The organism is uncultured Castellaniella sp. (genome assembly GCF_937988725.1).
GTDB lineage: Bacteria > Pseudomonadota > Gammaproteobacteria > Burkholderiales > Burkholderiaceae_B > Castellaniella.
Window position 1 is genome coordinate 21,411 of sequence record NZ_CALKHS010000003.1, and the last position, 24,609, is coordinate 46,019.

Genomic DNA, 24,609 nt, shown 5'->3' on the forward strand with positions numbered 1-24,609 from the left:
CAAGGACAATCCGGATGACGCATTCCCTCGCTCAACCCATCGCCTGCGGGCCCGCACTGGCGCAGGCCGATGCCTATGACCGCCGCTGGCTGGTCGTCGATCCGGACCATGCGTGGCTGAGCCTGGATCAGGCGCCGCGCCTGGGTCAACTGGAACTGAGCCTGCGCTTCGGCTATCTGGTCGTGCGGGCGCCGGGCATGCTGCGCCTGGATGTGCCGCTCGATGTGATCGAGGACGACGCCAGCGTGGAACGCAGCGCCCAGGTGGGGTCGCAGGCCGTGCGGGTCGTGGATGAAGGCGACCTGGCGGCTGCCTGGCTGACGGAATGGCTTGGGCAGCCGTGCCGGCTGATGAAGGTCCACCCGGACGCGAGCGCGGTCGCCTGGCCGGATCGGGACTGAGAAAGGACCCCCACGCCGCGCCTACGGCTTGCTGCCCCCCGCGCCGGCCTGGCCGATGACGGGGATCAGGCCAGGCCCTGTTGTTCGCGCAGGATCTTGGCTTTGGCGTGCAGCCAGCGTTCCACCGAGGGAAACACGAACTTGCTGACGTCGCCGCCCAGGATGGCGATTTCCCGCACGATGGTGCCGGAAATGAACTGGTACTGGTCCGACGGCGTCATGAACAGGGTTTCGACTTCCGGCAGCAGGTGGCGGTTCATGCCCGCCATCTGGAATTCGTATTCGAAGTCGGACACGGCCCGCAGGCCGCGCACGATGACCCGGGCGTCCTGTTCGCGCACGAAATCCTTCAGCAGGCCGCTGAAGCTGCGCACGCGCACGTTGGGGTAGTGCCCCAGGACTTCCTCGGCGATTTCCAGGCGTTCCTGCACGCTGAAGAAGGGGCGTTTGTTCTGGCTGACGGCCACGCCCACCACCACCTGGTCGAACAGGCTGGCGGCGCGTCGCACGAGGTCTTCGTGTCCGCGGGTCAGGGGGTCGAACGTTCCGGGATAGACGGCGGTGATCATGCACTCTCCGATGGCGTAGGGGAATCGCAGGCCGATTCCAGCTGGTCATTATTGCGATTTTTTTGCGTTGCAGCAAACTGCAACAGGGCGTAATGCACCTGTCCGGCACGGCCCTGGCGCAGCAGCAGACAGTCGGGCGGCGTGGCGGACAGGGGCGTGCCGGATTCCAGGTAGAGCAGCCCGCCCGGTTCCAGGGCGCGGCCGATCAGGGGATGCACACGTTCCAGCCAGCCGCCGCCGAAGGGCGGATCCAGCATCAGCAGATCGAATGCCGGCGCGGGCAGGGCCTTCAGGTAGGCCAGGGCGTCTCCCGCATGGATGCGGACGGCGGGCGCCAGGAGGCGGGCCTGTACGGCGCGCAGCCCCGCCAGGGCCGCGGGGGCCTGTTCCACCAGCTGGGCCACGTCGACGCCGCGCGAGGCCGCCTCGAAACCCAGCGCCCCGGTGCCGGCGAACAGGTCCAGCGCCCGGTGCCCGGCGAAGGAGCCGCCCCAGAAATGAGCCAGCCAGTTGAACAGCGTTTCCCGGACCCGGTCGGGGGTCGGGCGCAGATGGTCGCCGTCCGGGACCGGAATCGGGGTTTTGCGGTAGTGACCGCCTACAATACGAATCTGATGTTTTTTCATGCGCGGCCCGTGATGTTCGGCACGGCGTCGGGCGCTCGCCGGATCGTTCAGTGTAAAGCCTATGTTCAGTTTTTTTAAACGCAAGAAATCCCCGCCGCAACCGGATTCCGCCGCGCCCGCGGACGCGCCCGAGATCGCTCCGGTCGCGCCCACCGAATTGCCGCCCGAAACCCTGGCCGGCGGCATCGCCGACTCCGATCTGCGGGAAGTCGCTCCGCAGGCGCCGTCCGAGCTGCCCCTGCAGGGGCCGGCGGCTTCGGAACCCGAAGCGCCCCTGCCGCCCGATCCCTGGTCCGATGCGGTGGACTCCGCCAGCGACCCGCTGGCGCGCCTGGATCAGGCGGCGGCCCCTGCGGCGGACGCGGGCTCGTGGCTGTCCCGCCTGCGGCGCGGCCTGTCGCGCACGGGTCAGAGCCTGGGAGGCCTGTTCGTCGGCGTCAAGGTCGATGAAGACCTGTTCGAGGAACTTGAAACCGCGCTGATCATGGCGGATGCCGGGGTCGAGGCCACCGGCAAGCTGCTGACCGAACTGCGGGCGCGGGTGCGCAGGCAGCGCATCGATCAGCCCGATGCCGTGCGGGCCGCTTTGCAGGACATCCTGGCGGATCATCTGAAGGTGCTGGAAAAGCCGTTCGTCGTGGGCGAGACCGCGCCCATGGTGGTGATGATCGCGGGGGTGAACGGGGCGGGCAAGACCACCTCGATCGGCAAGCTGGCGCATGCCCTGCAGGAACGCCAGGCCACGGTGCTGCTGGCGGCGGGGGATACCTTCCGCGCCGCCGCCCGCGAACAGCTGGTGGCCTGGGGCGCCCGCAACGGCGTGACCGTCATCGCCCAGGAGGGCGGCGACCCGGCCGCCGTGGCCTTCGACGCGGTCAATGCCGGGCGCGCGCGGGCCGCCGACGTGGTGCTGGTGGATACGGCCGGCCGGCTGCCCACCCAGCTGCACCTGATGGAAGAACTGAAGAAGATCAAGCGCGTCATCGGCAAGGCCGATGCGGGCGCGCCCCACGAAGTGCTGCTGGTGGTCGACGGCAATACCGGTCAGAACGCCCTGGCGCAGATCCGCGCTTTCGACGCGGCGCTGGGCCTGACGGGCCTGATCGTGACCAAGCTGGACGGCACGGCCCGGGGCGGCACCCTGGCGGCGGTGGCCGCCGGCAGCCAGGGCGTGCGGCCGGTGCCGGTCTACTGGATCGGCGTCGGCGAAGGCATGCGCGACCTGCAGCCTTTCGTGGCGGCGGAATTCGCCGAGGCTTTGCTGGGCAGCCGTTAAAATGGCGCCACAGTCTTTTATTGGGACAGCATTGAAATGAATACGGATACCGGGGCGGTGCGCGACGCATCTTCATCCTTCCAGATCGCTTCCGTCCAGGAAATCGTGGCCGAATTGCGGGCCGGCCACATGGTCATCCTGGTGGACGAGGAAGACCGCGAAAACGAAGGCGATCTGGTGATGGCGGCCGATTTCGTCACCCCCGATGCGATCAACTTCATGGTCACGCATGCGCGCGGCCTGGTGTGCGTGACCCTGACGCAGGAACGCTGCGAACAGCTGCAGCTGCCCTTGATGGCCAACCAGAACGGCACGCGCTACGGCACCAACTTCACCGTCTCGATCGAGGCCGCGCAGGGGGTCAGCACCGGCATCTCGGCGGCGGATCGCGCACGCACCGTCCAGGCGGCGGTGGCGCGGGACGCCCGTCCGGCGGATCTGGTGCAGCCGGGCCACATCTTCCCGGTGCGGGCGGTGCCCGGCGGGGTGCTGGTGCGCGCCGGCCATACCGAAGCCGGCTGCGACCTGACCGCCATGGCCGGCCTGACGCCCGCCGCCGTCATCTGCGAAGTCCTGAAGCCCGACGGCACCATGGCGCGTCTGCCGGACCTGATGGTCTTCGCCCGGGAACACGGCCTGAAGATCGGCACGATCGCCGACCTGATCCAGTACCGCAGCGAACACGAGACCATGGTCGAGCGGTTGGTCGAGCGCGCCGTGACCACGCCCTGGGGGAATTTCCAGGCGGTGGCCTACCGCGACCGCGCCTCGAACGCTCCGCACCTGGCCCTGGTGCACGGGCAGATTCGCGCCGATGCGGAAACCCTGGTGCGGGTGCACGAGCCCACCAGCGTGCTCGACGTGCTGTGCGAAGGCGCCACCCGCCATAGCTGGACGATTCCGCAGGCCCTGCGCACGATCGCCGCGGCCCCCAGCGGGGTGCTGGTGCTGCTGAACTGCCATGGCGAAGCCGACCTGCTGTTCGCCCAGTTCGACGCCTGGGCGCGCAGCGCGGCGGACGCCGCGCCGGCGCCGACCATGCCGGACGGCGAGCGCCACGGGCTGCGCACCTTCGGGATCGGCGCCCAGATCCTGCGGGACCTGGGGGTGGGCCAGGCGCGCCTGCTGGCTCGGCCGCGAAAAATGCCCAGCATGGCAGGGTTCTCCCTGACCATTACGGGGTACCATAACGAACCTGGCGTCTCCGACGCCATCAACTGACATGGAATCACGACTATGAACCCTTATGTGATGACCCCCGACATGAACGGCGAAGGCCTGCACATCGGCATCGTGCGTTCCCGGTTCAACGCCGACATCGGCGAAGCCGAATTGCAGACCTGCCTGGATGAATTGGCCGCCCTGGGCGTGGACGAGCGCGACGTGATGGTCGTCTCTGTGCCCGGCGCGCTGGAACTGGGCGTGGCCCTGGCCCAGATGGCCGAAACCTTCGAATTCGACGCCCTGATCGCCCTGGGCGCCGTGATTCGCGGCGAGACCTATCACTTCGAGATCGTCAGCAACGAATCCGCCTCCGCCATCAGCCGCATCGCCCTGGAAACCGGCATTCCGGTCGCCAACGGGGTGCTGACCGCCGATACCGACGAGCAGGCCCAGGCGCGGGCCGCCGACAAAGGCCGAGACTGCGCGCGCGCCGCGGTCGAGATGGCCAATCTGGTCGCCGCGCTCGAACCCGAATCGGAAGACGACGATGACGGCGACGACGATGACGACGAGGATTTCGACGAGGACGCCGATGACTGAACCCAAGGCGCGTAACGGGCGGGCCAATGCCCGCAGCGCCCGCCGCATGGCGCGTGAATTCGCGCTGCAGGGGGTCTATGCCTGGCTGCTGCGCGGCGGCTCGGATCTGGGCGAACTCGGCGCGATCGACGCGCACGTGCGCGACGGCGAGGACTTCGATCAGGCCGACACGCAGTGGTACCAGACGCTGCTGCAGGGGGCTGCCCGCCAGGCGGAATCCCTGCGGGCCAGCTTCGTGCCCTACATCGACCGGCCCCTGGAAGAACTGTCGCCGATCGAACACGCGGTCCTGCTGATCGGCAGCTTCGAACTGGTCCATCACGTCGAAGTCCCCTATCGCGTGGCCATCAACGAGGCCGTCGAACTGGCCAAGTCCTTCGGCGGCACCGACGGCTATCGTTTCGTGAATGGCGTGCTGGACAAGCTGGCAGCAGAGGTCCGCGCGTCCGAGGTGCAATCCACCGCGCGTCGCTGACGCGCCCAGGTCCGGCCTATGCCTTCAGGCGGCGAATTCGATCTGATTGCCCGGTATTTCAGCCGGCCGGCTCCCAGCGGCATGCTGGGGGTGGGCGACGATTGCGCGCTGCTGGCGCCCTCCCAGGGTTGCGAACTCGCGGTCAGCACCGACATGCTGATCGAGGGCCGGCACTTCTTTCCGGATACCGACCCCGGCCTGCTGGGGCACAAGGCCCTGGCCGTCAATCTGTCGGACCTGGCCGCCATGGGGGCCAAGCCCCTGGCCTGCACGCTGGCCATTTCGCTGCCCCGCATCGACGAGGCCTGGCTGCAGGCATTCGCCGACGGCTTTCATGCCTTGTCGCGGGAATGCCGCTGCCCCCTGGTGGGCGGCGACACCACCGGGGGTTCCTCGGGAGTGGTCCTGAGCATCACCGTCATGGGCGAAGTCCGCCATCACCATGCGCTGCGCCGCGATGCGGCGCGGGCGGGCGACGACGTCTGGGTATCGGGCACGCTGGGCGGGGCGGACGTCGCCCTGCGTCTGGTTCAGGGCCGCCTGCCGCGCGATCCCGCGCGCCTGCGGGCCGCCCTGCCTTTCCTGGAACGGCCCGTTCCGCGCCTGAAGCTGGGCCGCTATCTGGCGGGGATCGCGCATGCGGCCATCGACATCTCGGACGGCCTGCTGCAGGATCTGGGCCATATCCTGGATGCCAGTCATTGCGCGGCCGAACTCTGGCTGGATGCCCTGCCGGCCGATCCGGTGCTCGACGGCCTGGATGAAGACGTCCGCCGCGATGCGCTGCTGGCGGGCGGCGACGTTTATGAATTGTGTTTCACCGCGCACCCGCGCCGCCGCGAACAGATCGAGATCCTGGGGCGCCAGCTGGGCCTGCGGCTTTCGCGGATCGGCGCGATCCAGCGCGGGTCGGGCGTGCGTGTGCTGGATGCCGCCGGCGACGCGCTGACGGTGGCGCACCAGGGCTTCGACCATTTTGCGGACTCCGAATGAGTTCTTCCCCTCCTCCCGACCGGGGCCGCGCGCCCGACAATCCCGAACGGCCGCCCGCGGCCTGGGTGTTCGCGCGTCCCGAACGCATCCTGGCCTTCGGTTTCGGATCCGGTCTGATCCACCCGGCGCCCGGCACCTGGGGCACCCTGACGGGCTGGCTGCTCTGGGCCGTGCTCCTGCGCGGACTGCCGGACGGCTGGATGGTATTCATCCTGCTGCTGGCCTTCGGCGTGGGCTGCTGGGCGGCCCAGCGCTGCAGCGACGACCTGGGCATCGCCGACCACGGCGGCATCAACTGGGATGAGATCGTCGCCATCTGGCTGGTGCTGTGGCTGATGCCGGCCGGTTTCTGGGCCCAATTGGCCGGAGTCGTGCTGTTCCGGATATTCGACATTCTGAAACCGCCGCCCGTCAGCGTGCTGGATCGGCGTTTCAAGAACGGTTTTGGCGTCATGATTGACGACATATTCGCGGCTGTGTACGCCTTGCTGGCGGCCGCCGTGCTCATCCGCCTGGGAGTTCTGTGATGATCGATCGCGACTTGCGCGCCCTCGCGGGCGAACTGGGGGCCGCCCTGCGGGCGGCCGGCTGGCTGTGCGCCACCGCCGAATCCTGCACCGGGGGCCTGCTGGCCGGGGCCATCACCTCGTGCCCGGGGTCCAGCCAGTGGTTCGAGCGCGGTTTCGTCACCTACAGCAATGCGGCCAAGGTCGAACAGCTGCGGGTGTCGGTCGATACGCTGGAACGCTACGGCGCCGTCAGCGAGGAAACCGCCATGGAAATGGCCGGCGGCGTGCTGGGCGCGGTGCCGGCCGCGCGGCTGGCCCTGGCGACCACCGGGATCGCCGGGCCGGGCGGCGCCACGCCGGGCAAGCCGGTCGGCATGGTGTGTTTCGGCATCGCCCATCGGGCGGGCTCGGGCATCACCACCCGGGCCGTGACCCGCATCTTCGAGGGAGACCGGGAGGCCATCCGCTTGGCGTCGGTGCGCTTCGCCCTGCAGGTGGCGCTGGACGACCTGAGCCGCCGCTGATTCCGGATGTCAGCGAGAGGCGGCCGGGGCGGAGGGCTCCAGCGCCTGGCGGATCGCGTCACGGGTGGCGCCGGCCGCCTGGGCGGCGGCTTGCGCCCAGTCGTCCCCCTGGCTGGCGTACAGGATGGCGCGGGATGAATTGATCATCATGCCGGCCCCGGCGGGCGTGCGGCCCGCCCGGACTGTCGCCTGGACGTCGCCGCCCTGGGCGCCGATGCCGGGGATCAGCAGCGGCATGTCGCCCACCCGGCGGCGCACCTGGGCGATTTCCTCTGGAAATGTCGCCCCCACGACCAGAGCGCATTGCCCCGTGGTGTCCCAGACGCGGGCGACCTGGTCCGCTACGTGCAGGTAGAGGGGCGTGCCGTTGGCCAGGCGCATGTCCTGCAGGTCCGCCCCGCCGCGATTGGAAGTCCGGCACAGAATGATCACGCCCCGGTCGCCGTAGTCGATGTAAGGCTGCACCGAATCGCGGCCCATGTACGGGTTGACGGTGACGGCGTCGGCCCCGTAGCGTTCGAAGGCTTCGCGGGCGTATTGCTCGGCCGTGCTGCCGATGTCGCCGCGCTTGGCGTCCAGCACGATGGGCAGGCCGGGATGGTGTTCGTGGATGTGGCGGCAGATGTCCAGCAGCTGGTCTTCCGCGCCCAGGGCCGCGAAATACGCGATCTGCGGCTTGAAGCCGCAGGCGTATGGGGCGGTGGCGTCTACGATCCGGCGGCAGAATTCGAACACGGCGTCCGGGCGGCCCGCCAGTTCCGCCGGAAAGCGGCGGGTGTCCGGGTCCAGCCCGACCATCAGCAGGGAGTCCTGGCCGGCCCAGGCGCGATGCAGTTTGTCGATGAAAGTCATAGGGAGTCTCTTTGCGTCATGGCCTATGCCAGGCGGGGAATCAGCACGCAGGCCCAGGCGGCGCCGGCCAGCAGCAGCATCAGCAGGACGGCGGCGCTGCCGATGTCCTTGGCGCGCCCCAGCAGCGGATGATGGTCCGTGCTGATGGCATCGGCCAGGGCTTCGATCGCGGAATTGAGCAGTTCGACGATCAGCACCGCCACCAGCACGCCGGCCAGCAGCAGCCGTTCCATCACGGTATCGCCCAACCAGAGGCCCAGGGGGATCAGCACCACGGCCAGCAGCGTTTCCTGGCGGAAGGCGGCCTCGTGCCGCCATGCGGCGCCCAGCCCCTGCAGCGAATAGCCGAAGGCGCGGACGATGCGGATCAGTCCGCCGGTGCTTTTATAGGGGGAGGGCTGGGTCATGGCAGCATTGTACTGATCCTGGATCGCGATTCGATCCGGTCTTACACCGCGCTGCCGTGCCTCTGGATGCAGGTGTCCAGCACTTCTCCCATGTCGCGTTGCCACCAGTGCGCCGCCGAGAAGATCTCGACTTCGCTGTAGCCCGCGAAGCCCTGATCCTCGACCCAGCCGCGAATGAGGGGAATGTCGATGGCGCCATCGCCCATCATGCCGCGATCGTTGAGCAGGTCGGTGGTCGGCGTCAGCCAGTCGCAGACGTGAAAAGCCAGCAGCCGGGACCGGCCGGCGCGCTCGATCTGCGCCTGCAGCTTGGGGTCCCACCAGACGTGGTAGACGTCGCAGGCGACGCCCAGGGCGCCGGTCCGCTCGGGGTCGAGCAGGTCGCACAGGTCCAGGGCGTGTTCCATCGTGTTCACGCAGGCCCGATCCGCCGCGTACATGGGATGCAGCGGTTCGATGGCCAGCGGCATGCCGGCCGGGCGCGCGTAGTCCAGCAGGCGGTGGATGCCGTCCGCGACCTGGTGTCGCGACAGCGCGATGTCCTTGTGCAGGGGATGTCCCGCCAACGCGCCCGGCAGGCCGCCGACCACCAGGACCAGGCAGGGCGCGCCCAGTTCGCAGGCTTCGTCGACGGCGCGTCGGTTGTCCTCGTCGGCCGCCCGCAGGCCGGCCTCGTCGGCTGCCGGGAACATGCCGCCTCGGCAATAGCCGGACAACTCCAGTCCCAGGGATCTCAGTTGGCGGGCGATGGGCTTGACGCCGATGGCGGCAACCTGGTCGCGCCAGGGCGATACGGCGCGGATGTCGCGCGCCGCGCAGGCGTCCAGGATCGTGTCCAGGGGCGCGGGCTTGCCCTGGCTGAAGCGCACGGTTGCCGTGTTGATGGATAGCCAGCGATGGCTGGTGCTGAAGTCGCGCATTCGCATGCTCCTGTCTTCTGTGGGGCGTGGCTGCCGGCGTCTCAGTCGATTCCGTGCAGCGCCAGCAAGGTCCGCATGCGGTGTGCGGCCAGATCGGGCGACTGCAGGAGGTCGGCCTGGTCGGCCAGCCGGAACAGTTCGGCCAGGTGCACGAGGCTTCGGGTGCTTTGCTGGCCGCCGACCATGGTGAAGTGACTCTGGTGCCCGTTGAGCCAGGCCATGAATACCACGCCGGTCTTGTAGAAGCGCGTGGGGGCCTGGAAGATGTGCCGCGACAGCGGCACGGTCGGGCTCAGGATGGCGTGGAATCGGTCCGTGTTGCCCTTGGTCAGCTCGGCCAGCGCCGCGCTGGCCGCGGGCGCGATGGCGTCGAATATGCCCAGCAGGGCATCGCTGTGCTGATGTTCGGGCGCCTGGCCCTGGCCGTCGCCCGCGATCAGTTCCGCGTAGTTGAAATCGTCGCCGGTATACATGCGCACGCCGGCGGGCAGGCGGCGGCGCATGGCGATTTCCTTGTCCTTGTCGAGCAGGGAAATCTTGATGCCGTCGACCTTGTCGGCATGCGCGTCGATCACGGCGAGGGCGGTATCCATGGCCTGGTCCAGGTCCCGCGATCCCCAATAGCCGCTTAGCGCGGGGTCGAACATATCGCCCAGCCAGTGCAGGATGACGGGTTCGCGGGCCTGCGTCAGGATGCGGTCATAGACCTGCTGGTAGTCCTGCGGCCCTTTGGCCAGCCGTGTCAGCGCGCGGCTGGCCATGATGATCAGCCGCCCGCCCAGGGCCTCGATGGCTTCCATCTGCATCTGGTAGGCGTCGAGCACGTCCGGCAGCGAACGGGCCTCGTCGGCCGCCAGGTGGTCGGTGCCGCAGCCGCAGGCCACGAGCGCGCCGGGAACGTGCCGGGCGGCCTCCTGGGTGCGCCGGATGAGTTCCAGCGATGTCGGCCAGTCCAGCCCCATGCCGCGCTGGGCGGTGTCCATGGCCTCGGCCACGCCCAGCCCCAGCGACCACAGATGCTGCCGGTAGGTGATGGTGGCATCCCAGTCCACGGCTGTCTGCAGCCAGGGGTCGATGGCGGCGCGGGGGTCGGAGACGACGTGGGCGGCGGAATAGGCGATGCGGTTGAAGGCGTGCCTGCCGCCCGGCGCCGCGACGGGCGGCTTGCCTTGCAGTGCATAGGGGATCAGTCCGCCGTCCGCTTGCGGGAGGTTCAGAATCAGGGACATGGCGAGCTCCTAGAGGGTCAGTTCGGGAACGTCGATCCAGCGCCTTTCGCGCCACGACTGGAGGGCCAGGTCCACCAGCTGCACGCCTTTCGCGCCTTCCAGGAGCGTCCAGCGATAGGGCGCGTCCTCGGCGACGTGGCGAATGAAATGCTCCCACTGGATCTTGAATCCGTTGTCATAGGTTTCGGTATCCGGCACTTCCTGCCACTGGTCGAAGAAGTTCATGGATTGCTTGACGTCCGGGTTCCAGACCGGCCTGGGGGTGGCGACCCGGCTCTGGATGCGGCAGTCCTGCAGGCCGGCGACGGCCGATCCGTGCGTGCCGTCGACGTGGAACGTCACCAGATCGTCGCGCCGCACGCGCGTGGCCCAGGACATGTTCATCTGCGCGATGACGGGTTCCCCCGAATGCCCGATCAGTTCCGCCGTGGCGTAGGCGGCATCGTCCGCCGTGACCCGGTAGGGGCGGCCCGCCTCGTCCCGGCGTTCGGGCACGTGGATGGCGCCGAGGCAGGAAATCGACTTGACCTGGCCGAACAGATTGTCCAGGACGTAGCGCCAGTGGCACATCATGTCCAGTATCATGCCGCCGCCGTCCTCGGCCCGGTAGTTCCAGCTCGGACGCTGGATCGGCTGCAGGTCGCCTTCGAACACCCAGTAGCCGAACTCCAGGCGCACGCTGAGCATGCGCCCGAAGAATCCCGCGCGCCGCAGCATGTCCAGCTTGCGCAGGCCGGGCAGAAAGAGCTTGTCCTGGACCACGCCGTGCTTGAGCCCGGACGATTGCGCCGTGCGCGCGATGGCCAGCGCTTCCTGCAGCGACGTGGCGATCGGCTTTTCGCAATAGATGTGCTTGCCGGCCGCGAGGGCCTGTTCCAGCAGGGCGGGCCGCATCTGGGTGCTGCCGGCGTCGAAGAACACCGTGTCGTCCGGATTGGCGAGCGCGTCCGCCAGGCTGGCGCTCCAGCGCTCGATCCGGTACTGCCGCGCCAGCGACTGGAGCTTCTCCGCGTTGCGGCCCACCAGGATGGGGTCGGGCATCACGCGGTCGCCGTTGGCAAGCGGCACCCCCCCCTGTTCGCGGATGGCCACGATCGACCGGATCAGATGCTGGTTCATGCCCATGCGGCCTGTGACGCCGTGCATGATGATTCCCAATCGTTGTGTGGTCATGGTGAAAACTCCTTTGAGAATGTCGGAAGGGCGCAGGCGTTGCGTCGGTATCCCTCAGTCGCGCATCACGTAGCCCAGGATCAGGTCGCACATGTGCGTCAGGCGCTCCTGGCGCGCCTTGGGCGCGAGCAGCTGGCGGTCGAAGATGGCGGATAAGGTATGGTTGTTGGACAGATAGAAGAACGTGAGCGCGGCGATGGAAATGTAGAGTTGCGTGGGGTCGATGCCGCCGCGAAAAATGCCGTCGCGTCGGCCTTGCTCCAGGATGCGGCCCAGCGTGTCGACGACCGGGGAATTCAGTTCCCGGGCCCGGGATTGGCGCAGATGGCGGGCCTTGTGCACGTTGGCGCTGTTCAGCAGGGATTGGAATTCGGGGTGCGTCGTGCTGTAGTTCCAGGTGAACTCGACCAGCCTGCGCACGGCATCCGGAGGCGATAGCGACAGGAGATTGAGCTTCTGTTCGGCGCTGCGGATGTGCTGGTACGCTTTTTCCAGCACCGCCTGGAACAGCTGGTCCTTGTCGCGGAAGTAGTAGTAGATCAGCCGCTTGTTGACCTGGGCGCGTTTCGCGATCGCGTCCATGCGGGCTCCGTCGAAACCCAGTTCCGCGAACTCGTCCTGGGCCGCGGACAGGATCGCCGCCTGCGAGCGGTCCGCATCGCGTTGACGTTCGGGAACAGGCGCTGGCGCGACGTTGCTCATGTTGCGGCTCCCGGGCCCAAGGCCTGCATGGCGGAAAAATCAGGGTCCGCGCCGCTGGCGTAGCCCGCGCGGTCCAGGGATGCGCACCGGATGCGCCCGGCGCGGATCGCCAGGCGCACGGCGCCGTGACTGCGTTCGTAAAGATCGGGATGCGCCTGCAGGAAGGCTTCCTGTTCCGCCTGGGGCTGCGCGGCCATGCCGTTGACGTAGTGGTGGCCGTTGCGTTCGACGTGGGTGATGCCCAGCAGGTTGACGAGGGCCAGGTCCTGCTGCACCGACAGGCCGGCCTGCGTGGTCAGGTCCTCGGCGGACATGAAATAGCGCGTGCCGCTCTGTTCGCGATTCCAGGCGGCGCAGCGGGCGGCGTTGAGCATCGAGCGATAGATGCCCTTGCAGGTCTTCGACGATACGCCGGCGTAGCCGCATGCCCGGGCCTGCGCGAACGCATCCAGGACCCCGTCGGATTCATCGATGATCACGGGCTTGCCCAGGTCGACGCCGCGCAGGTCGGTCTCGAGCGCGTGCAGGCGCGAGATGGGCTGTTCTATGAAGGCGATGGAGGACCACAGGCGCGCCAGTTTCGGTGTGGCGCGTATCGCCGTGGTCAGTTCCGCCACTTCCCGGGCCGTCGCGTATTGTTCGTTGCCGTCCAGCGAGACGAAGTATGGGTCGGAGCGGCGATCCAGCACCGAAGCGATGTGGCCCAGGCGCTCGATGTCCTGCTGCCGCCGGCCGCTGACCTTGAGCTTGAACCATCGGTGGCCGTAGGCGGCGATGACCTCTTCCAGCGTTTCGGGCAGCCCGTCGTCGACGCGCTGCACCAGGTCAGCCGCCGTGATGGCGTCGAGCAGGCCCACCGTATGGCGGGCCTCGATGGATGCGGCCGGGCGCAGGCTGCGCAGCAATCCGGGCATGTCCAGGCCTGCGAACGAGGGCAGGGCGCCGTCCATGCCCGCCAGATTGGCCTGCATGGCTGCGTAGAATGAGATGTCGTGCAGACGGCATGCCGCGTCCAGCACGGCGCGATCCAGCAGCGCCGGGCCATAGCTGGCCAGCAGCGCATTGAACCCGTGCGCGGCGCAAGCGTCCTCGTGGGCCTGTTGATGGCGGGCAAAGTGGCCGAAGGCGGTGGCGGGCCGGGAGTCCGACAGGTAGGCGTCCCGCGCCATCCACAGGACGGTCCGCAACTGCTGGAAGTTGTCCTCGTTGGACAGCTGCAGGTTCTTGTCGAACCACTTCGGGGCCATGAGTTCCGCCGCCGCGCCCCAGGCGGCGTGTCCGTCGGCGCCTCGTACCCGCACGCGCGCGAAGGCCTGGGGGCATTCGGTCAGTGTCACGACACCGAACCGGAAGGGCAGGCGCAGGCGCACCGGCCGTTCGTACAGCTCGATGGCTTCGATGTTCAGTCGGGGTGCATCAATGGTCACTGCCATGCTCCTGCAGTATGCCGCGCAGGTAGCCGATGGCCCGGGCCGCGCAGCCGGGTCCGTCCGGCACGTAGTCGAAGGGTTCGACGGCGATGATGCCGTGGTAGGCCCCTGTCCGCTGCAGCGTCCGCAGCCGGCGCAGTATGGGGCCGAAGTCCATGGCGCCCTGGCCGGGGCCCTGGCGGTTGGGGTCGTTGACCTGCACGTGCGCGATGTGTCCGCCTGGCACCCAGCGATCGATCAGTTCGGTGACGGATTCCCGCTCGGTCTGCCCGGCGGCGCTGCAGTCGATCATGGTCTTGAACCCCGGGGAATCGATTTCCTCCACCATGCGCACGGCGTCGCCGACGGTATTGACGAAATCCGTTTCGCGCGTCGATAGAGGTTCGAGGCAGTAGTGAAGCTCGCATGCCCGGGCGTGTTCGGCGGCTTTCCGCAGGCAGTCCCGCGCGCGCGCCCAGGCCTGCTCGCGGCTCGATCCTGGCGGAACCGAGCGCTGCTTGGGCGAACCGTGCACCAGATAGCGCCCGTCCATGAGCGCGCAGAGTTCGATCAGCCGCATCATGACCTCGACGGTGCGCTGCCGCTGCGCGGCGTCGGCGCTGACGATGGACAGCCCCGCGGGCGCGACCAGCAGCCAGTGAAGCCCTGAGATGAACAGGCCGTGATCGCGCGCAATGCGCGCGTAGTCCCGCGCCTGCGCGTCCGCGATGCTCAAGGGATCGGAGTTGAGCGTGAACGGGGCGACTTCCAGCGCGTCGTAGCCCAGCTGGGCCGCCAGGCGGCATTGCGCCGGGAAATCCAGCGGCTGCAGCACTTCATTGCATAGAGCGATCCGCATGTGCTTGGCGTGTTCCATTCAGGCGCCTCCCTTGCCGAGGAGTCTGTGCAGATTGCGGCCGGCGAGAGCGGCGAGGCGGCCGATGGCGGCGCGGACCGCCGGCACGTAGAGCAGGAAGGTGAAGATCGTGATGGTGGCCAGGACCAGCGCGATCGGCCGCGTGAAAAACGGGATCAGGCTGCCGTCGGAGAGCACCAGGCCCCGGCGCAGGCTTTTGTCCAGCAGGGGGCCCAGGACGAGTCCGAGGACCAGGGGCGCCATCTCGTAGCCCCGCCGGCGCAGGAAGTAGGCGCCGACGCCGATGGCCACCATGACGTAGACGTCGAACAGCCGTGAAGCGACGGCGAACGAGCCCACGACGCACAGCAGGAATACGATGGGCATCAGGATGTTCCTGGGAACCTTCAGGACCTGCAGCATGGGGCGAACGCCGAACAGGCCGAACAGCAGGATGGCGATGGATGCCAGCGTGGTCATGGCGACCACGTGGTAGATGAAGTCGGGATGTTCGATCATCAGCATCGGGCCGGGCTGCACGCCGTGGATGATCATGGCCGCCATCAGCACCGCTGACGGCGCGGAACCGGGCACGCCCAGGGACAGGACGGGGATGAGGTGGCCGGGGACGGAAGACATGTCGCCGGTTTCGGCAGCCATGAGGCCGTCGATGGATCCCTTGCCGAACTTTTCCTTTTCCTTGCTGACCGCCTTGGCTGCCGCGTAGGACACCCATGATCCCGCGTCTTCGCCGACCCCGGGCAGCAGTCCCGTGAACACGCCGATGAGGCCGGAGCGCATGACGGTCCAGCGATACTGGAACAGATCGCGCCAGCGGGGCAGGACCGAATCGGTGAGGTCGTGGATCTTGCGTTCCACGGGGTCGGACAGCGCCATCAGCACTTCCGCCAGGCCGAAAGCGCCGACCAGGGCCGGTATCAGGGCGATGCCGCCGGCCAGTTCCTCCCAGCCGAAGGTGAATCGGTCGTAGGCATAGAGGCTTTCTTCCCCGACCTGGGCCAGGAAGAGCCCCAGCAAGCCCATCATCCAGCCTTTGAGAGGGTCGCCGCCGACGATGCTGCCGGACAGCGTGACGCCGAACAGAGCCAGCCAGAAGAACTCGAAGGCGCCGAACTGGAGCGCGATGTCGGACAGCAGGGGCGTCAGCGTCGCCAGGAAGATGACGCCGAACAGCGTGCTGGTGACGGCGCCCGATGTGGCGATGCCGATGGCGCGGCCGGCCTGTCCCTGCTGGGCCAGGGCGAAGCCGTCGGCGCAGGAAGCCGCGTTCGCGGCCGTTCCCGGGATGTTCAGCAGGATGGCCGTCCGGGAACCGCCGTACAGGGCGCCGACATAGGAGCAGATCAGCACCAGAATGGCTTCGTTGCCTTGCAGGTTGATGGTGACGGTGGTCAGGAGGGCGATGGCCAGCGTCGCGGAGAGACCCGGCAGAATGCCCATGATGAGGCCGACGAACGCCCCTCCCAGGCCGTACAGCAGGGTCATGGGTTCCATGAAGCTGAGGTAGGCAGCGCCCAGATCTTGCAAACCGTTCAGCATGTGCGTGTCTCGCGAAAAAGAAGTCCGGCCCTAGGGCAGTCGGACCAGGAAAAGCCGTTCGAATACGAGCCAGACGACAATCGAGGAGCCGACGCCGACCAGCAGCGCGTGGCTGAGGGATCTCAGGCTGAAGGGGTGAAGATCCGGGGCCAGGTGGAGGCGGTCCAGCGCCAGGATCGACCCGGTGACGTAGATGGAGGAAGCCAGCCAGAAGGGCAGGCCATGGCCGATCAGCACGATGCTGTAGCCGCAGCACAATATGATCGTCAGCAGCACGCGTTTGCGCCGCAGACGGGCGGTGTCATCGGTCGTCGGCGCGGTGTGCGCGGATTCGCGCCGGTGGCGTTCCCAGCTGCGCAGGCCCAGGATGGCGCCGATGATGATCATGCCCGCGCCCAGCAATCCCGGGACCAGGCCCGGGATCGTGAGCGGGTTGATATGCTGGTCTTCCAGTCGGCTCATCTTCCAGGAGGCGATGACGATCGCCAGGCCGAGCACCATCCAGCCCAGTGCGTCGTGCAGATCGGCCCGGGGCGAAGAGGCCTCGTCGGGTGGCGGGCCTGCGTCCCGGGGCTTGGCGAGATCCGGTTGTGGAAGATCCATGGCGGCCTCAGGGTTTCGGGATGCCGATGGTGTCCGGGGGCACCTTGGCCTTGCCGCTGTTGAAGATGTTCCAGGCGTTCAGCTGCACGGCCGGGAACACGGCTTTCTGGGCGGCTTCGCCATAAAGCGGGTCGTAGACGGCGCCCCGGGATGTGGCGTATTTCTTCAGCGCCGCATCCGCCGGCATTTTCTCGGCCCAGATCTTTTCCAGGGTCTGGATGACGTTGTCGGGCACGCCCTTGGGGATGAAGATGCCGAAATAGTTCAGGGGGGCCTGCAGGTTGGGGATGTCCTTGGACAAGGACGGGATCGTGCCGTAGCCTTCCAGTTCCAGCGGCTTTTCGCCCACGACGCCCAGGGGGCGCAGCCGCTTGCCCCGGATCATGTCGGCCTGTTCGACCGCAAGCTGGGAAGTCAGGTCGGTTTCCCCGGCGACGGCGGCCAGCACGGCCGGATTGCCGCCATCGTAGGACACTTCCTTGTACTTGACGCCGGTCGCGCTGACGATGCGGTCCATGGCCGCGTGGCCCGCCGAGGTGACGCCCGCCGTCGCCACGCTGATCTGCCCGGGTTTGGCTTTCATGGCATCGATCAGTTCCTTGCCGGTTTTCCAGGGGCGCTGGGGATTGACGCCCAGGACGGAGACGTTGGCGACGTTCAGGAACAGATGCCAGTCCTTGATGCTCGCATTCAGGGACCCCAGGGTCTGGTAGGCGCCCAGGTCCTGGGCGGCGCCCGCCGTCCACGTGTAGCCATCCTTGTCGGCGGTCAACGCGTTGCGGGTGCCGATGGCGCCCGATGCGCCGGGCTGGTTGACGATGACGATGGTCTGCCCCAGGATTTTTTCCAGCTCCGCGGCGGTGATGCGGGTGACCTGGTCGGTGGAGCCGCCGGCCGCCCAGGGGACGATCAGATTGATGGGACGCGTCGGCTTCCAGTCCTCGGCGCTGGCGGGAAGTGCTGCGGCCAGCACGGCGAGGGCGGCCGTCGCTTGAAGGAATACACGCTTTTTCATCGGAGCTCTCCTTGTGGTTGCTCAGTGAATCCGGGCGGTAGGGTGGTCACTCCAGCCACCGGCCGAGGTTTTTGGCGACGAATGCATCGTCCACCAAATGCGGGTAATCGTTCTGCACCCGGGTCAGGGCTTCGGCCTGCCCGGGGCTGAGACCTTCGCGCGGGTCCAGGCACCAGATTCCCTTGAACAGGCCCTGGCGGCGCAGGATTTCATGACAGCCCGCGATGCAGCCGCGAAAATCGTGGGCCACGTCGAACAGGGCCGCGTTGCAGTCCGTGATTTGCGCGTCCAGGGTCAGCAGCGCGGCGTCTATCCGTTGCGCATGGGCGGCTTCCTGGATGCGCCTGAATACGTGCGCGGCGCGTTCGGTCCATACGCTCCAGTGGCCCAGCAAACCGCCGCGGATGCGGATCGTGACGGCCTGGCCTTCGCGCATGAATGTGAACGGCGTCAGGAGATCGAGCACGATGTGATCGTCGTTGCCGGTATACAGGGTGACGCGGTCCTCCGCCCTGGCGGCGAGAACGCCGCGGATGACGTCCTGCGTGCGGTAGCGGTTGAAGGGGGCCATCTTGATCGCCAGCACGTTGTCGATGCTCGAGAAGCGTTGCCAGAACGATTGCGACAGGAACAGCCCCCCTACGGCGGGCTGCAGGTAGAAGCCCATTAGCGGCATGACGTCGGCCACGGCCTGGCAGTGGGCGATCAGTTCCGATTCGCCGGCTCCCGGGAACGCGGCCAGGCTGAGCAGTCCGGCGTGGTAGCCGAGATCGCGGGCCGTGCGCGCTTCCGTCACGGCCTGTTCCGTCTTGCCCGCCAGGCCGGCCACCATGAACAGCGGCCGGCGTCCGCCCAGGGGAGTCCAGTCCCGGGCCGTCCGGATGGCGAGTTCCAGGACGGGACGGTACAGGCCGGTTTCGCGGATGACGAATTGGGTCGAGTGCACGCCCACCGCCAGGCCGCCGACCCCGGCGTCCAGGTAGTAGCGCGTCAGGGCTTGCTGGCGGTCGGTGTCGAGGGTCCGATCGGCATTCAGGGCCAGCAGATGCGCTGGAATCATGGACCCTGCGCGCAAGGCCGCCAGAGTGTCGTCAGGCAGGGAGGACCAGTGCATTACCGGGGCCTCGGTTCAGTATTTGCCATCGCGCGCCTCGTAGTGGGTGGGCTTGTCCAGGCTGAGCCCGCCTTGCCGCACCCAGTCGGCGGTCCAGTCCAGCAGCGTGTCCAGGCCGACCCGGGGAGGGCCGAAAAGCCGGTCGGCTTGCGAGCAGTCGACCAGCAGGGCGCTGTCGGCCTCGGCGCCTGTGAAGCCGGGCTCGATGCCCAGGCGTTCGCCCATCCCGGCCGCGACCTCGCGGATCGCGATCCTGGGGCCGCTCAGGTTCAGGGGAGAAGTCGGGGTGTCGCAATGGGCCAGGGCGCGAAGCGCCCGTTCATTGGCGTCCCCCTGCCAGATGATGTTGGCGAACCCCATGTTCAGGTCGATCGGCTGGCGCCGCAGGATCCGGTTGGCTACGTCGTGCAGAACGCCGTATCGCATGTCGATGGCGTAAGACAGCCTGAGCAGGCGTCCGGGCGTCCGGTGCTGGTGCGAAAAATACTGGAACAGGCGTTCCCGTGCGACGCAGGAATTGGCGTATTCACCAACTGGTTCAAGCGCTGCGGATTCCGGAGCCCCCTTGCCGCGCGTTTCCACGAACGGGTAGACGCAGGCGGTGGAAAAAACCACCAGGCGGGATTGCGGGAATCGCTGGGCCACCAGCGCCGGGAGATGGCTGTTCATCGCCCAGGTCATCCATTCGCTGCCGGTGGAGCCGAATTTGCGGCCGGCCATGAAGACGATGTTGGGGGCGGAGGGCAGTTGAAGAAGTGTCCGGGGATCGAGCAGATCGCCCGAAATGCAGTCTATGCCTTGCTCTTGGAGCTGAGCGCGCAGGCCCGGCTCGGAAAATCTGGCCACGGCGATGATGCGCCGGCCGGGAGAGGCGCGCTTGGCCATGCGGGCCAGCGTCGGCCCCATTTTGCCGCCCGCGCCCAGGATCATCAGATCGCCCGGCGCCGTGCCCAGATCTTCGATCAGGGCTTCGGAGGGCCTGGACAGGCATTCTTCCAGCTGGGAGACATCGTTGAAGCGGTGGGGTAGCGACATGGCATTTTCCCAAAGCACGATGCCATTATTTTCACCGGATGGTGAATTGAATCAATCAGGGTATTCCCTGGATGGCCGGAGGCTGCTCTCGCTGCAATGCCGTGTCGTTTTGCCGGTATGAGGCTGATCGGTCGCTCGACTTTGATGTCGTTTGTCGATTGACGAATAGAGATAATAAGGTCACGCTGCAGGCTCAGTTGGAGGGCCGGCCGCAGCCTTGTGCTGCCAATGCCATGCCCATCGCCGTGTCGGGCTCTGATCATCCTCAAAAAAGGCTCATGTCATGGACAGTCTGGACCGGCCCGTCCGGTATTTTCTGAAGATCGCGGAATTGTCTTCGCTGTCGCGCGCGGCCGAAGATCTGGGCCTGAGCCAATCCGGCCTGAGCCGCACGCTGGCCTCTCTGGAGTCCTATCTGGGCAAACCGCTGTTTCTGCGCACCGGCAGGGGCATGGAATTGACCGAGGCGGGCCGCAAACTGGCCGAGGTGGCTGCGCCGGCCTATACGATGGTCGATGACATGCTGGTGCAACTGCGTGACAGGGAAGGCCTGACGCAAGGCAGCTTGAGCATCGCCATCATTCATACCGTCAGCTACTATTTTGCCTCCTCCCTGCTGTCGCGCTTTGTCGGCAAACATTCTCAGGTCAACCTGAATGTCCTGGCGCGCAGCTCTCCGGAAGTGGTCGAATTGGTGGAAAGGGGCAAGGCCGATATCGGCCTGGTCTATGACTCGGCCGTGGCCAGTGACAAACTGGAATCGACCCCGCTGTTCATGGACGAGATGTGTCTCATTGCGCGTGAGCAGGATCTGCCTGACCGGGTGCCTGTGGATCTTGCCAGTTCATCTTTGATGCTGGTGGGCTTTCCGGAGCCCTACGCTTTGCGCCGCATGCTGAAAAGCGCCGGGTTGGACGAGCGCGTGGTCGTGGTGGCGGAAACGGTCGATGCCATGCTGCAGCTCAGCGCGACAGGCATCGGCGCCTGCGTGCTGCCGACCAATATCCCGACGTCGCTGTTGCGGGACTATGGCCTGGTCAAGACTCCCTTGCAGGCGCCCGGGCTGCAACGCCTGGTGGTGGCCATCGTGCGCAGGGACGTCGGCGCCGACAGCCTCGCGCGCCAGTTGCTGAGCATGGCTCGGACCATTTCCACAATGGCATAGCAGGTATGACCTGAGGTTCATGGTTCTGGAAAGACCTTGTCTCTAGAATGACTAATGTCAATCAATCACATAACCGGGACGAGTCATGACAGCGGTACTGAGGGAAAAATCATATTTCGATCAACGCGCTACGCAAGAAATGCGCGAACACCTGCACCCTGTTGAGCGGACTGTCCAGGAAGACTTGGCCTATGCCTGTCGGATCCTGGCCGCGACCGGTCAGGAAGCAGGGCTGGCCGGGCAGATCAGCGCGCGCTCCGACACCCCAGGGGCTTATTGGACTTTGCGCTTTGGCCTGGGCTTTGACGAGGCCACGCCCAATGACTTTATAGAGGTCGGCCCGGATCTGGAAACCCTGTCGGGGCAGGGCATGGCCAATCCGGCCACCCGCTTCCATTTGTGGGTCTACAAGAGCCGGCCGGATGTCAACGCCATCATTCATACGCATTCCCCCTGGGTCAGCGCTCTGGTGGCGGCGCGGCAGCCCTTGGTAGTGGCGCAAATGGACATGACGCCTTTTCACAATGACTGCGCATTTCTGGCCGATTGGCCCGGGGTGCCCATAGCCGACCAGGAAGGTGTGTTGATCTCCGAGGCGCTTGGTGGCAAGCGGTCCATCGTCCTGGCGCATCATGGTTACCTGACGGCTGGCGGCACCGTGGCCGAAGCCGCCTACTTGTCCGTCTACCTGGAGCGTGCGGCCCGCATGCAGACCCGTGCCCGCGTCTATGGCGAGCTGACCCCCGTGCCGGATCATCTGGCGCAGGAAGCCCACGACTATCTGCTCAAGCCCTCGATCGTCAAAGGCACGTTCGATTACTGGTGCCGCCAGATCGACCGATCTGCAGCCTGACGAGCAGTACCCGCCTGATCGGGGCCTGAGACCCCGACGCACAAAATCATCAAAAACATATGCCGGCCAAAGCCGGCAGGGAGACATGCATGCAAAAGCAACAATCTTCTGGCAGGCCGGGCAGGCCTGGGTCATCAAGGCATTACGTGACCGCTGGTGTCGCCAGCATGCTGGGGACCACGATCGAGTGGTATGACTTTTTTCTGTATGGAACGGCAGCCGCCCTGATTTTCAACAAGATATTCTTTCCGGCGTTCGATCCCCTGATGGGGACGCTGGCGGCGTTTGCCACGTATTCGGTAGGTTTTTTCGCCCGTCCGCTGGGCGGGATCGTGTTCGGGCATTTCGGCGACCGGGTCGGACGCAAGTCCATGCTGCTCATTACCCTGGTGATGATGGGAGTGCCCACCATCCTGATCGGCCTGATTCCGTCTTACGACAGCATCGGCTATTGGGCTGCCATTTTGCTGGTCATCCTGCGATTTCTGCAGGGCGTGGCCGTCGGTGGCGAATGGGGGGGCGCCGTGCTGATGGCGGTGGAACACGCCCCCGAAGGCAAGAAAGGCTTTTTCGGCAGTTTGCCCCAGGCCGGGGTGGCGCCGGGCCTGCTTCTGTCGTCTTTTGCCATGGCCGCTGTCGCGGCGTTGCCCGAAGAGCAGATGCTCAGCTGGGGCTGGCGCCTGCCGTTTCTGGCCAGCGTGGTGCTGTTGCTGGTGGGTTGGTTCATTCGTATCCGCGTGGCCGAGTCGCCCGATTTCGAGGCCATGCAATCCGCCGGCAAGAAAGCCGAAGTGCCTCTGCGCACGGTGCTCACCAAGCATCCGCGCAGCGTCTTGCTGGTGATAGGCGCCCGTTTGGGCGAAGTCACCTGGTTCTATACCGTGGTGACGTTCGCCCTGGCCTATGCCACCGGGACATTGGGGATTCCGAAAATCACGGTGCTCGATGCCATCATGTGGGGGGCGGCAGTCTCTTTTTTCACCATGCCTTTGTGCGGCATGCTGGGCGATCGCATCGGGCATAAGTACGTCTTCATGCTTGGCGCCATCGGCGTGCTGATCGTCGGCAATGTGTTTTTCGACCTGCTGGCGACTGCTGAATTCGGCATGATCACCCTGGGCATGGTGCTGGCCATCGGCTGCGTCTATGCCATGCTCTACGGCCCCGAAGGCAGCCTGTTTTCGAGCCAGTTCCCGCCCGAGGTCCGCTATAGCGGCATTTCCCTCGCAGTGCAGATTTCCGGCGCCATCGGCGGCGGTCTGGCTCCCTTGGTGGCTACGTGGCTGCTGGCCTTGGGCGACGGCAATCCGCGCTACGTGGTGTGGTACCTGCTCAGCCTGGGCGCCATCGCCGGCGTGTGCGCCTGGCGGATGCGTTCGCGGTCCCTCGTGCTCGAAGGGCGGCAATATGAAGCGGCTTGATTATTATTTCTGGCTGAATTCCGATTGGGCCTTGCTGGGGGCGGATCGCCTGGCGCTGCTGGCTGATCGCCATGGCGTCCAGGTGAACTACAAACCCGTGGATCTGCTGGATGTCTACGCGCGCACGGGGGGCATCCCCTTGCCCCAGCGCTCAGTCCAGCGCCGGAATTACCGGGAACAGGAATTGCGCCGCTGGATGCCGTTGCTGGGCATGCGGATCAACGTGACGCCCCGGCATATGTGCCCGGACGCTTCGCTGGCTTCGCGATTCTTGATCGCGGCCGCGCTGCTGGGGCATCCCGTGGCTCGGTTGCACAAGGACATTCTGGCGGCGCAGTGGTGCCACGAACAGGATATTTCCCAGGCCGACGTGCTGCTTGATGTAGCCGCGCGGCTGAGCCTGCCCGGGCCTGTCATGCTGCAGCGCGCAGCACAGCCTGATGCGCAGCAGCAGTACCGGCGATACACGGACGAAGCGGTGTCGGCCGGCGTGTTCGGTTCACCCAGCTATGTGCTGGCGGGGGAAGTCTTCTGGGGACAGGACCGGCTGGAATTTCTGGACCGGGCCTTGGCGGCCTGAGACCAGACGCCTGTCTTGTGGCAAGCGTTTCAACATTGAGGATATTCGCATGAGCACTGTCATGATGAGCCCGCCTGAGCCGACACAGGCGCACCCCGTCGTTCCGGTCTGGACGGGGGTTGTGCGGCATCTGCACATCACGCCGCGCGCTTTTTTGCCCATGGAATCTTTCCAGGAACTTACGCTGGTGGCTGGCAAGGGCATTGTCGGTGACCGCTATCTGGTCGGTCATGAAAAAGGGTTTTATTCGCATAAGCCCGAAGACGGGCGCCAGATCACCTTGTTCGAGATCGAAACGCTCGAAGCGCTGCGGCGGGATGCCGGCATTGAAATGCTGCCGCAGGAACATCGCCGTAATGTCACGGTTGAGGGTGTCCCTCTGAACCATCTGGTTGGAAAGCGATTCTGGCTGGGCGAGGCGCTGCTGGAAGCCACGCGCCTGTCCACGCCGTGCCGGCACATCGAGGAAATTCTGGATAAGGCCGTGTTCGATCCCATGATCAATCGGGCGGGGCTCAATTGCAAAATCCTGCAAGGCGGCGTCGTCCGCGTAGGCGATCTCGTTCGGTGGGCGTGAT

28 protein-coding genes are annotated in these 24,609 nt (G+C 66.5%); 13 read left to right on the forward strand and 15 right to left on the reverse strand.

The window, feature by feature from the left end; all coding sequences use genetic code 11:
- The first annotated feature begins 14 nt into the window (after nt 1–14).
- Entirely contained in the window at nt 15–401 is a 387-nt protein-coding gene (locus tag Q0263_RS01480) for an MOSC N-terminal beta barrel domain-containing protein (RefSeq protein WP_298012669.1), read from the forward strand.
- Between the two features lie 65 nt (nt 402–466).
- On the opposite strand, the gene coaD is transcribed toward Q0263_RS01480, so the two are convergent.
- Entirely contained in the window at nt 467–970 is a 504-nt protein-coding gene (gene coaD, locus Q0263_RS01485; protein ID WP_298012671.1) for a pantetheine-phosphate adenylyltransferase, read from the reverse strand.
- On the reverse strand, nt 967–1,596 hold the full coding sequence (locus tag Q0263_RS01490; protein ID WP_298012673.1) for an RsmD family RNA methyltransferase: 630 nt from the start codon (nt 1,594–1,596) through the stop codon (nt 967–969). The genes coaD and Q0263_RS01490 overlap by 4 nt, the downstream gene beginning before the upstream one ends.
- Nucleotides 1,597–1,657: 61 nt before the next feature.
- Here Q0263_RS01490 and ftsY point away from each other — a divergent pair, with 61 nt between their 5' ends.
- Genes ftsY through Q0263_RS01525 form a run of 7 tightly spaced genes read left to right on the forward strand, consistent with a single transcriptional unit; the run spans nt 1,658 to nt 7,137 of the window.
- Nucleotides 1,658–2,872: a signal recognition particle-docking protein FtsY gene (gene ftsY / locus Q0263_RS01495; RefSeq protein WP_298012675.1), complete on the forward strand. Its 1,215-nt coding sequence runs from the start codon at nt 1,658–1,660 to the stop codon at nt 2,870–2,872.
- A 36-nt stretch (nt 2,873–2,908) separates the two neighbouring features.
- Nucleotides 2,909–4,093: a bifunctional 3,4-dihydroxy-2-butanone-4-phosphate synthase/GTP cyclohydrolase II gene (ribBA, locus tag Q0263_RS01500; RefSeq protein ID WP_298012677.1), complete on the forward strand. Its 1,185-nt coding sequence runs from the start codon at nt 2,909–2,911 to the stop codon at nt 4,091–4,093.
- Nucleotides 4,094–4,108: 15 nt separating this feature from the next.
- Nucleotides 4,109–4,636, forward strand: a complete 528-nt coding sequence (gene ribH / locus Q0263_RS01505) for a 6,7-dimethyl-8-ribityllumazine synthase (RefSeq protein ID WP_298012679.1) — start codon at nt 4,109–4,111, stop codon at nt 4,634–4,636.
- Nucleotides 4,599–5,111, forward strand: a complete 513-nt coding sequence (gene nusB / locus Q0263_RS01510) for a transcription antitermination factor NusB (protein WP_298012681.1) — start codon at nt 4,599–4,601, stop codon at nt 5,109–5,111. The genes ribH and nusB overlap by 38 nt, the downstream gene beginning before the upstream one ends.
- A gap of 18 nt (nt 5,112–5,129) precedes the next feature.
- Entirely contained in the window at nt 5,130–6,104 is a 975-nt protein-coding gene (gene thiL, locus Q0263_RS01515) for a thiamine-phosphate kinase (RefSeq protein WP_298012683.1), read from the forward strand.
- Nucleotides 6,101–6,631, forward strand: a complete 531-nt coding sequence (locus tag Q0263_RS01520) for a phosphatidylglycerophosphatase A (protein ID WP_298012685.1) — start codon at nt 6,101–6,103, stop codon at nt 6,629–6,631. The genes thiL and Q0263_RS01520 overlap by 4 nt, the downstream gene beginning before the upstream one ends.
- Nucleotides 6,631–7,137 (forward strand): nicotinamide-nucleotide amidohydrolase family protein, encoded by a 507-nt coding sequence (locus tag Q0263_RS01525; protein WP_298012687.1) that lies wholly within the window; start codon nt 6,631–6,633, stop codon nt 7,135–7,137. The genes Q0263_RS01520 and Q0263_RS01525 overlap by 1 nt, the downstream gene beginning before the upstream one ends.
- Before the next feature lie 9 nt (nt 7,138–7,146).
- On the opposite strand, the gene pyrF is transcribed toward Q0263_RS01525, so the two are convergent.
- Genes pyrF through Q0263_RS01590 form a run of 13 tightly spaced genes read right to left on the reverse strand, consistent with a single transcriptional unit; the run spans nt 7,147 to nt 20,012 of the window.
- Nucleotides 7,147–7,989, reverse strand: coding sequence for an orotidine-5'-phosphate decarboxylase (gene pyrF / locus Q0263_RS01530; RefSeq protein WP_298012691.1), 843 nt, complete (start codon nt 7,987–7,989; stop codon nt 7,147–7,149).
- Between the two features lie 23 nt (nt 7,990–8,012).
- Nucleotides 8,013–8,396, reverse strand: a complete 384-nt coding sequence (locus Q0263_RS01535; protein ID WP_298012692.1) for a diacylglycerol kinase — start codon at nt 8,394–8,396, stop codon at nt 8,013–8,015.
- Nucleotides 8,397–8,437: 41 nt separating this feature from the next.
- On the reverse strand, nt 8,438–9,316 hold the full coding sequence (locus tag Q0263_RS01540; RefSeq protein ID WP_298012694.1) for a sugar phosphate isomerase/epimerase: 879 nt from the start codon (nt 9,314–9,316) through the stop codon (nt 8,438–8,440).
- Nucleotides 9,317–9,357: 41 nt separating this feature from the next.
- Nucleotides 9,358–10,545 (reverse strand): dihydrodipicolinate synthase family protein, encoded by a 1,188-nt coding sequence (locus tag Q0263_RS01545; RefSeq protein WP_298012695.1) that lies wholly within the window; start codon nt 10,543–10,545, stop codon nt 9,358–9,360.
- 9 nt (nt 10,546–10,554) lie between these two features.
- Nucleotides 10,555–11,718, reverse strand: a complete 1,164-nt coding sequence (locus Q0263_RS01550; RefSeq protein WP_298012697.1) for a Gfo/Idh/MocA family oxidoreductase — start codon at nt 11,716–11,718, stop codon at nt 10,555–10,557.
- Nucleotides 11,719–11,772: 54 nt separating this feature from the next.
- Nucleotides 11,773–12,420 (reverse strand): TetR/AcrR family transcriptional regulator, encoded by a 648-nt coding sequence (locus Q0263_RS01555; RefSeq protein ID WP_298012700.1) that lies wholly within the window; start codon nt 12,418–12,420, stop codon nt 11,773–11,775.
- Nucleotides 12,417–13,847: an enolase C-terminal domain-like protein gene (locus Q0263_RS01560; protein WP_298012702.1), complete on the reverse strand. Its 1,431-nt coding sequence runs from the start codon at nt 13,845–13,847 to the stop codon at nt 12,417–12,419. Before Q0263_RS01560 ends, Q0263_RS01555 begins: the two co-directional genes overlap by 4 nt.
- Nucleotides 13,837–14,706, reverse strand: a complete 870-nt coding sequence (locus Q0263_RS01565) for a sugar phosphate isomerase/epimerase family protein (RefSeq protein WP_298012704.1) — start codon at nt 14,704–14,706, stop codon at nt 13,837–13,839. The genes Q0263_RS01560 and Q0263_RS01565 overlap by 11 nt, the downstream gene beginning before the upstream one ends.
- Nucleotides 14,707–16,245: a tripartite tricarboxylate transporter permease gene (locus tag Q0263_RS01570; protein WP_298012706.1), complete on the reverse strand. Its 1,539-nt coding sequence runs from the start codon at nt 16,243–16,245 to the stop codon at nt 14,707–14,709. It abuts the gene before it with no gap.
- A gap of 30 nt (nt 16,246–16,275) precedes the next feature.
- The gene (locus Q0263_RS01575) at nt 16,276–16,848 is read right to left on the reverse strand and encodes a tripartite tricarboxylate transporter TctB family protein (protein ID WP_298012708.1); all 573 of its coding nucleotides are present in this window, start codon (nt 16,846–16,848) and stop codon (nt 16,276–16,278) included.
- Between the two features lie 7 nt (nt 16,849–16,855).
- A complete protein-coding gene (locus Q0263_RS01580; protein ID WP_298012710.1) occupies nt 16,856–17,863 on the reverse strand; it encodes a tripartite tricarboxylate transporter substrate binding protein in 1,008 nt (335 codons plus the stop codon).
- A 46-nt stretch (nt 17,864–17,909) separates the two neighbouring features.
- Entirely contained in the window at nt 17,910–18,977 is a 1,068-nt protein-coding gene (locus Q0263_RS01585) for a dihydrodipicolinate synthase family protein (protein ID WP_298012712.1), read from the reverse strand.
- Nucleotides 18,978–18,992: 15 nt separating this feature from the next.
- Entirely contained in the window at nt 18,993–20,012 is a 1,020-nt protein-coding gene (locus Q0263_RS01590; RefSeq protein ID WP_298012714.1) for an NAD(P)-dependent oxidoreductase, read from the reverse strand.
- 283 nt (nt 20,013–20,295) lie between these two features.
- On the opposite strand from Q0263_RS01590, the gene Q0263_RS01595 reads away from it, so the two are divergent.
- The 5 genes from Q0263_RS01595 (at nt 20,296) to Q0263_RS01615 (ending at nt 24,608) form a co-directional block, all read left to right on the forward strand.
- A complete protein-coding gene (locus Q0263_RS01595; RefSeq protein WP_298012716.1) occupies nt 20,296–21,177 on the forward strand; it encodes a LysR family transcriptional regulator in 882 nt (293 codons plus the stop codon).
- An 85-nt stretch (nt 21,178–21,262) separates the two neighbouring features.
- Complete coding sequence (locus Q0263_RS01600) at nt 21,263–22,030, forward strand: aldolase (protein WP_298012718.1); 768 nt, start codon at nt 21,263–21,265, stop codon at nt 22,028–22,030.
- Between the two features lie 89 nt (nt 22,031–22,119).
- On the forward strand, nt 22,120–23,451 hold the full coding sequence (locus Q0263_RS01605; RefSeq protein ID WP_298012720.1) for an MFS transporter: 1,332 nt from the start codon (nt 22,120–22,122) through the stop codon (nt 23,449–23,451).
- On the forward strand, nt 23,438–24,031 hold the full coding sequence (locus Q0263_RS01610; RefSeq protein WP_298012722.1) for a 2-hydroxychromene-2-carboxylate isomerase: 594 nt from the start codon (nt 23,438–23,440) through the stop codon (nt 24,029–24,031). The genes Q0263_RS01605 and Q0263_RS01610 overlap by 14 nt, the downstream gene beginning before the upstream one ends.
- A gap of 49 nt (nt 24,032–24,080) precedes the next feature.
- Nucleotides 24,081–24,608 (forward strand): MOSC domain-containing protein, encoded by a 528-nt coding sequence (locus tag Q0263_RS01615; protein ID WP_298012724.1) that lies wholly within the window; start codon nt 24,081–24,083, stop codon nt 24,606–24,608.
- The last annotated feature ends 1 nt before the right edge of the window (nt 24,609 follow it).

What these genes read in the sequence shown, in the direction of transcription:
- ribBA (WP_298012677.1), top strand. Translation starts at nt 2,909, where the DNA reads ATGAATACGGATACCGGGGCGGTGCGCGACGCATCTTCATCCTTCCAG.
- Q0263_RS01590 (WP_298012714.1), bottom strand. Translation starts at nt 20,012, where the DNA reads ATGTCGCTACCCCACCGCTTCAACGATGTCTCCCAGCTGGAAGAATGC.
- Q0263_RS01585 (WP_298012712.1), bottom strand. Translation starts at nt 18,977, where the DNA reads ATGCACTGGTCCTCCCTGCCTGACGACACTCTGGCGGCCTTGCGCGCA.
- Q0263_RS01480 (WP_298012669.1), top strand. Translation starts at nt 15, where the DNA reads ATGACGCATTCCCTCGCTCAACCCATCGCCTGCGGGCCCGCACTGGCG.
- Q0263_RS01610 (WP_298012722.1), top strand. Translation starts at nt 23,438, where the DNA reads ATGAAGCGGCTTGATTATTATTTCTGGCTGAATTCCGATTGGGCCTTG.
- Q0263_RS01535 (WP_298012692.1), bottom strand. Translation starts at nt 8,396, where the DNA reads ATGACCCAGCCCTCCCCCTATAAAAGCACCGGCGGACTGATCCGCATC.
- Q0263_RS01540 (WP_298012694.1), bottom strand. Translation starts at nt 9,316, where the DNA reads ATGCGCGACTTCAGCACCAGCCATCGCTGGCTATCCATCAACACGGCA.
- Q0263_RS01595 (WP_298012716.1), top strand. Translation starts at nt 20,296, where the DNA reads ATGGACAGTCTGGACCGGCCCGTCCGGTATTTTCTGAAGATCGCGGAA.
- Q0263_RS01580 (WP_298012710.1), bottom strand. Translation starts at nt 17,863, where the DNA reads ATGAAAAAGCGTGTATTCCTTCAAGCGACGGCCGCCCTCGCCGTGCTG.
- Q0263_RS01555 (WP_298012700.1), bottom strand. Translation starts at nt 12,420, where the DNA reads ATGAGCAACGTCGCGCCAGCGCCTGTTCCCGAACGTCAACGCGATGCG.
- Q0263_RS01520 (WP_298012685.1), top strand. Translation starts at nt 6,101, where the DNA reads ATGAGTTCTTCCCCTCCTCCCGACCGGGGCCGCGCGCCCGACAATCCC.
- pyrF (WP_298012691.1), bottom strand. Translation starts at nt 7,989, where the DNA reads ATGACTTTCATCGACAAACTGCATCGCGCCTGGGCCGGCCAGGACTCC.
- ribH (WP_298012679.1), top strand. Translation starts at nt 4,109, where the DNA reads ATGAACCCTTATGTGATGACCCCCGACATGAACGGCGAAGGCCTGCAC.
- Q0263_RS01605 (WP_298012720.1), top strand. Translation starts at nt 22,120, where the DNA reads ATGCAAAAGCAACAATCTTCTGGCAGGCCGGGCAGGCCTGGGTCATCA.
- Q0263_RS01570 (WP_298012706.1), bottom strand. Translation starts at nt 16,245, where the DNA reads ATGCTGAACGGTTTGCAAGATCTGGGCGCTGCCTACCTCAGCTTCATG.
- Q0263_RS01550 (WP_298012697.1), bottom strand. Translation starts at nt 11,718, where the DNA reads ATGACCACACAACGATTGGGAATCATCATGCACGGCGTCACAGGCCGC.
- Q0263_RS01615 (WP_298012724.1), top strand. Translation starts at nt 24,081, where the DNA reads ATGAGCACTGTCATGATGAGCCCGCCTGAGCCGACACAGGCGCACCCC.
- Q0263_RS01545 (WP_298012695.1), bottom strand. Translation starts at nt 10,545, where the DNA reads ATGTCCCTGATTCTGAACCTCCCGCAAGCGGACGGCGGACTGATCCCC.
- coaD (WP_298012671.1), bottom strand. Translation starts at nt 970, where the DNA reads ATGATCACCGCCGTCTATCCCGGAACGTTCGACCCCCTGACCCGCGGA.
- Q0263_RS01490 (WP_298012673.1), bottom strand. Translation starts at nt 1,596, where the DNA reads ATGAAAAAACATCAGATTCGTATTGTAGGCGGTCACTACCGCAAAACC.
- thiL (WP_298012683.1), top strand. Translation starts at nt 5,130, where the DNA reads ATGCCTTCAGGCGGCGAATTCGATCTGATTGCCCGGTATTTCAGCCGG.
- nusB (WP_298012681.1), top strand. Translation starts at nt 4,599, where the DNA reads ATGACGACGAGGATTTCGACGAGGACGCCGATGACTGAACCCAAGGCG.
- Q0263_RS01600 (WP_298012718.1), top strand. Translation starts at nt 21,263, where the DNA reads ATGACAGCGGTACTGAGGGAAAAATCATATTTCGATCAACGCGCTACG.
- Q0263_RS01525 (WP_298012687.1), top strand. Translation starts at nt 6,631, where the DNA reads ATGATCGATCGCGACTTGCGCGCCCTCGCGGGCGAACTGGGGGCCGCC.
- ftsY (WP_298012675.1), top strand. Translation starts at nt 1,658, where the DNA reads ATGTTCAGTTTTTTTAAACGCAAGAAATCCCCGCCGCAACCGGATTCC.
- Q0263_RS01575 (WP_298012708.1), bottom strand. Translation starts at nt 16,848, where the DNA reads ATGGATCTTCCACAACCGGATCTCGCCAAGCCCCGGGACGCAGGCCCG.
- Q0263_RS01565 (WP_298012704.1), bottom strand. Translation starts at nt 14,706, where the DNA reads ATGGAACACGCCAAGCACATGCGGATCGCTCTATGCAATGAAGTGCTG.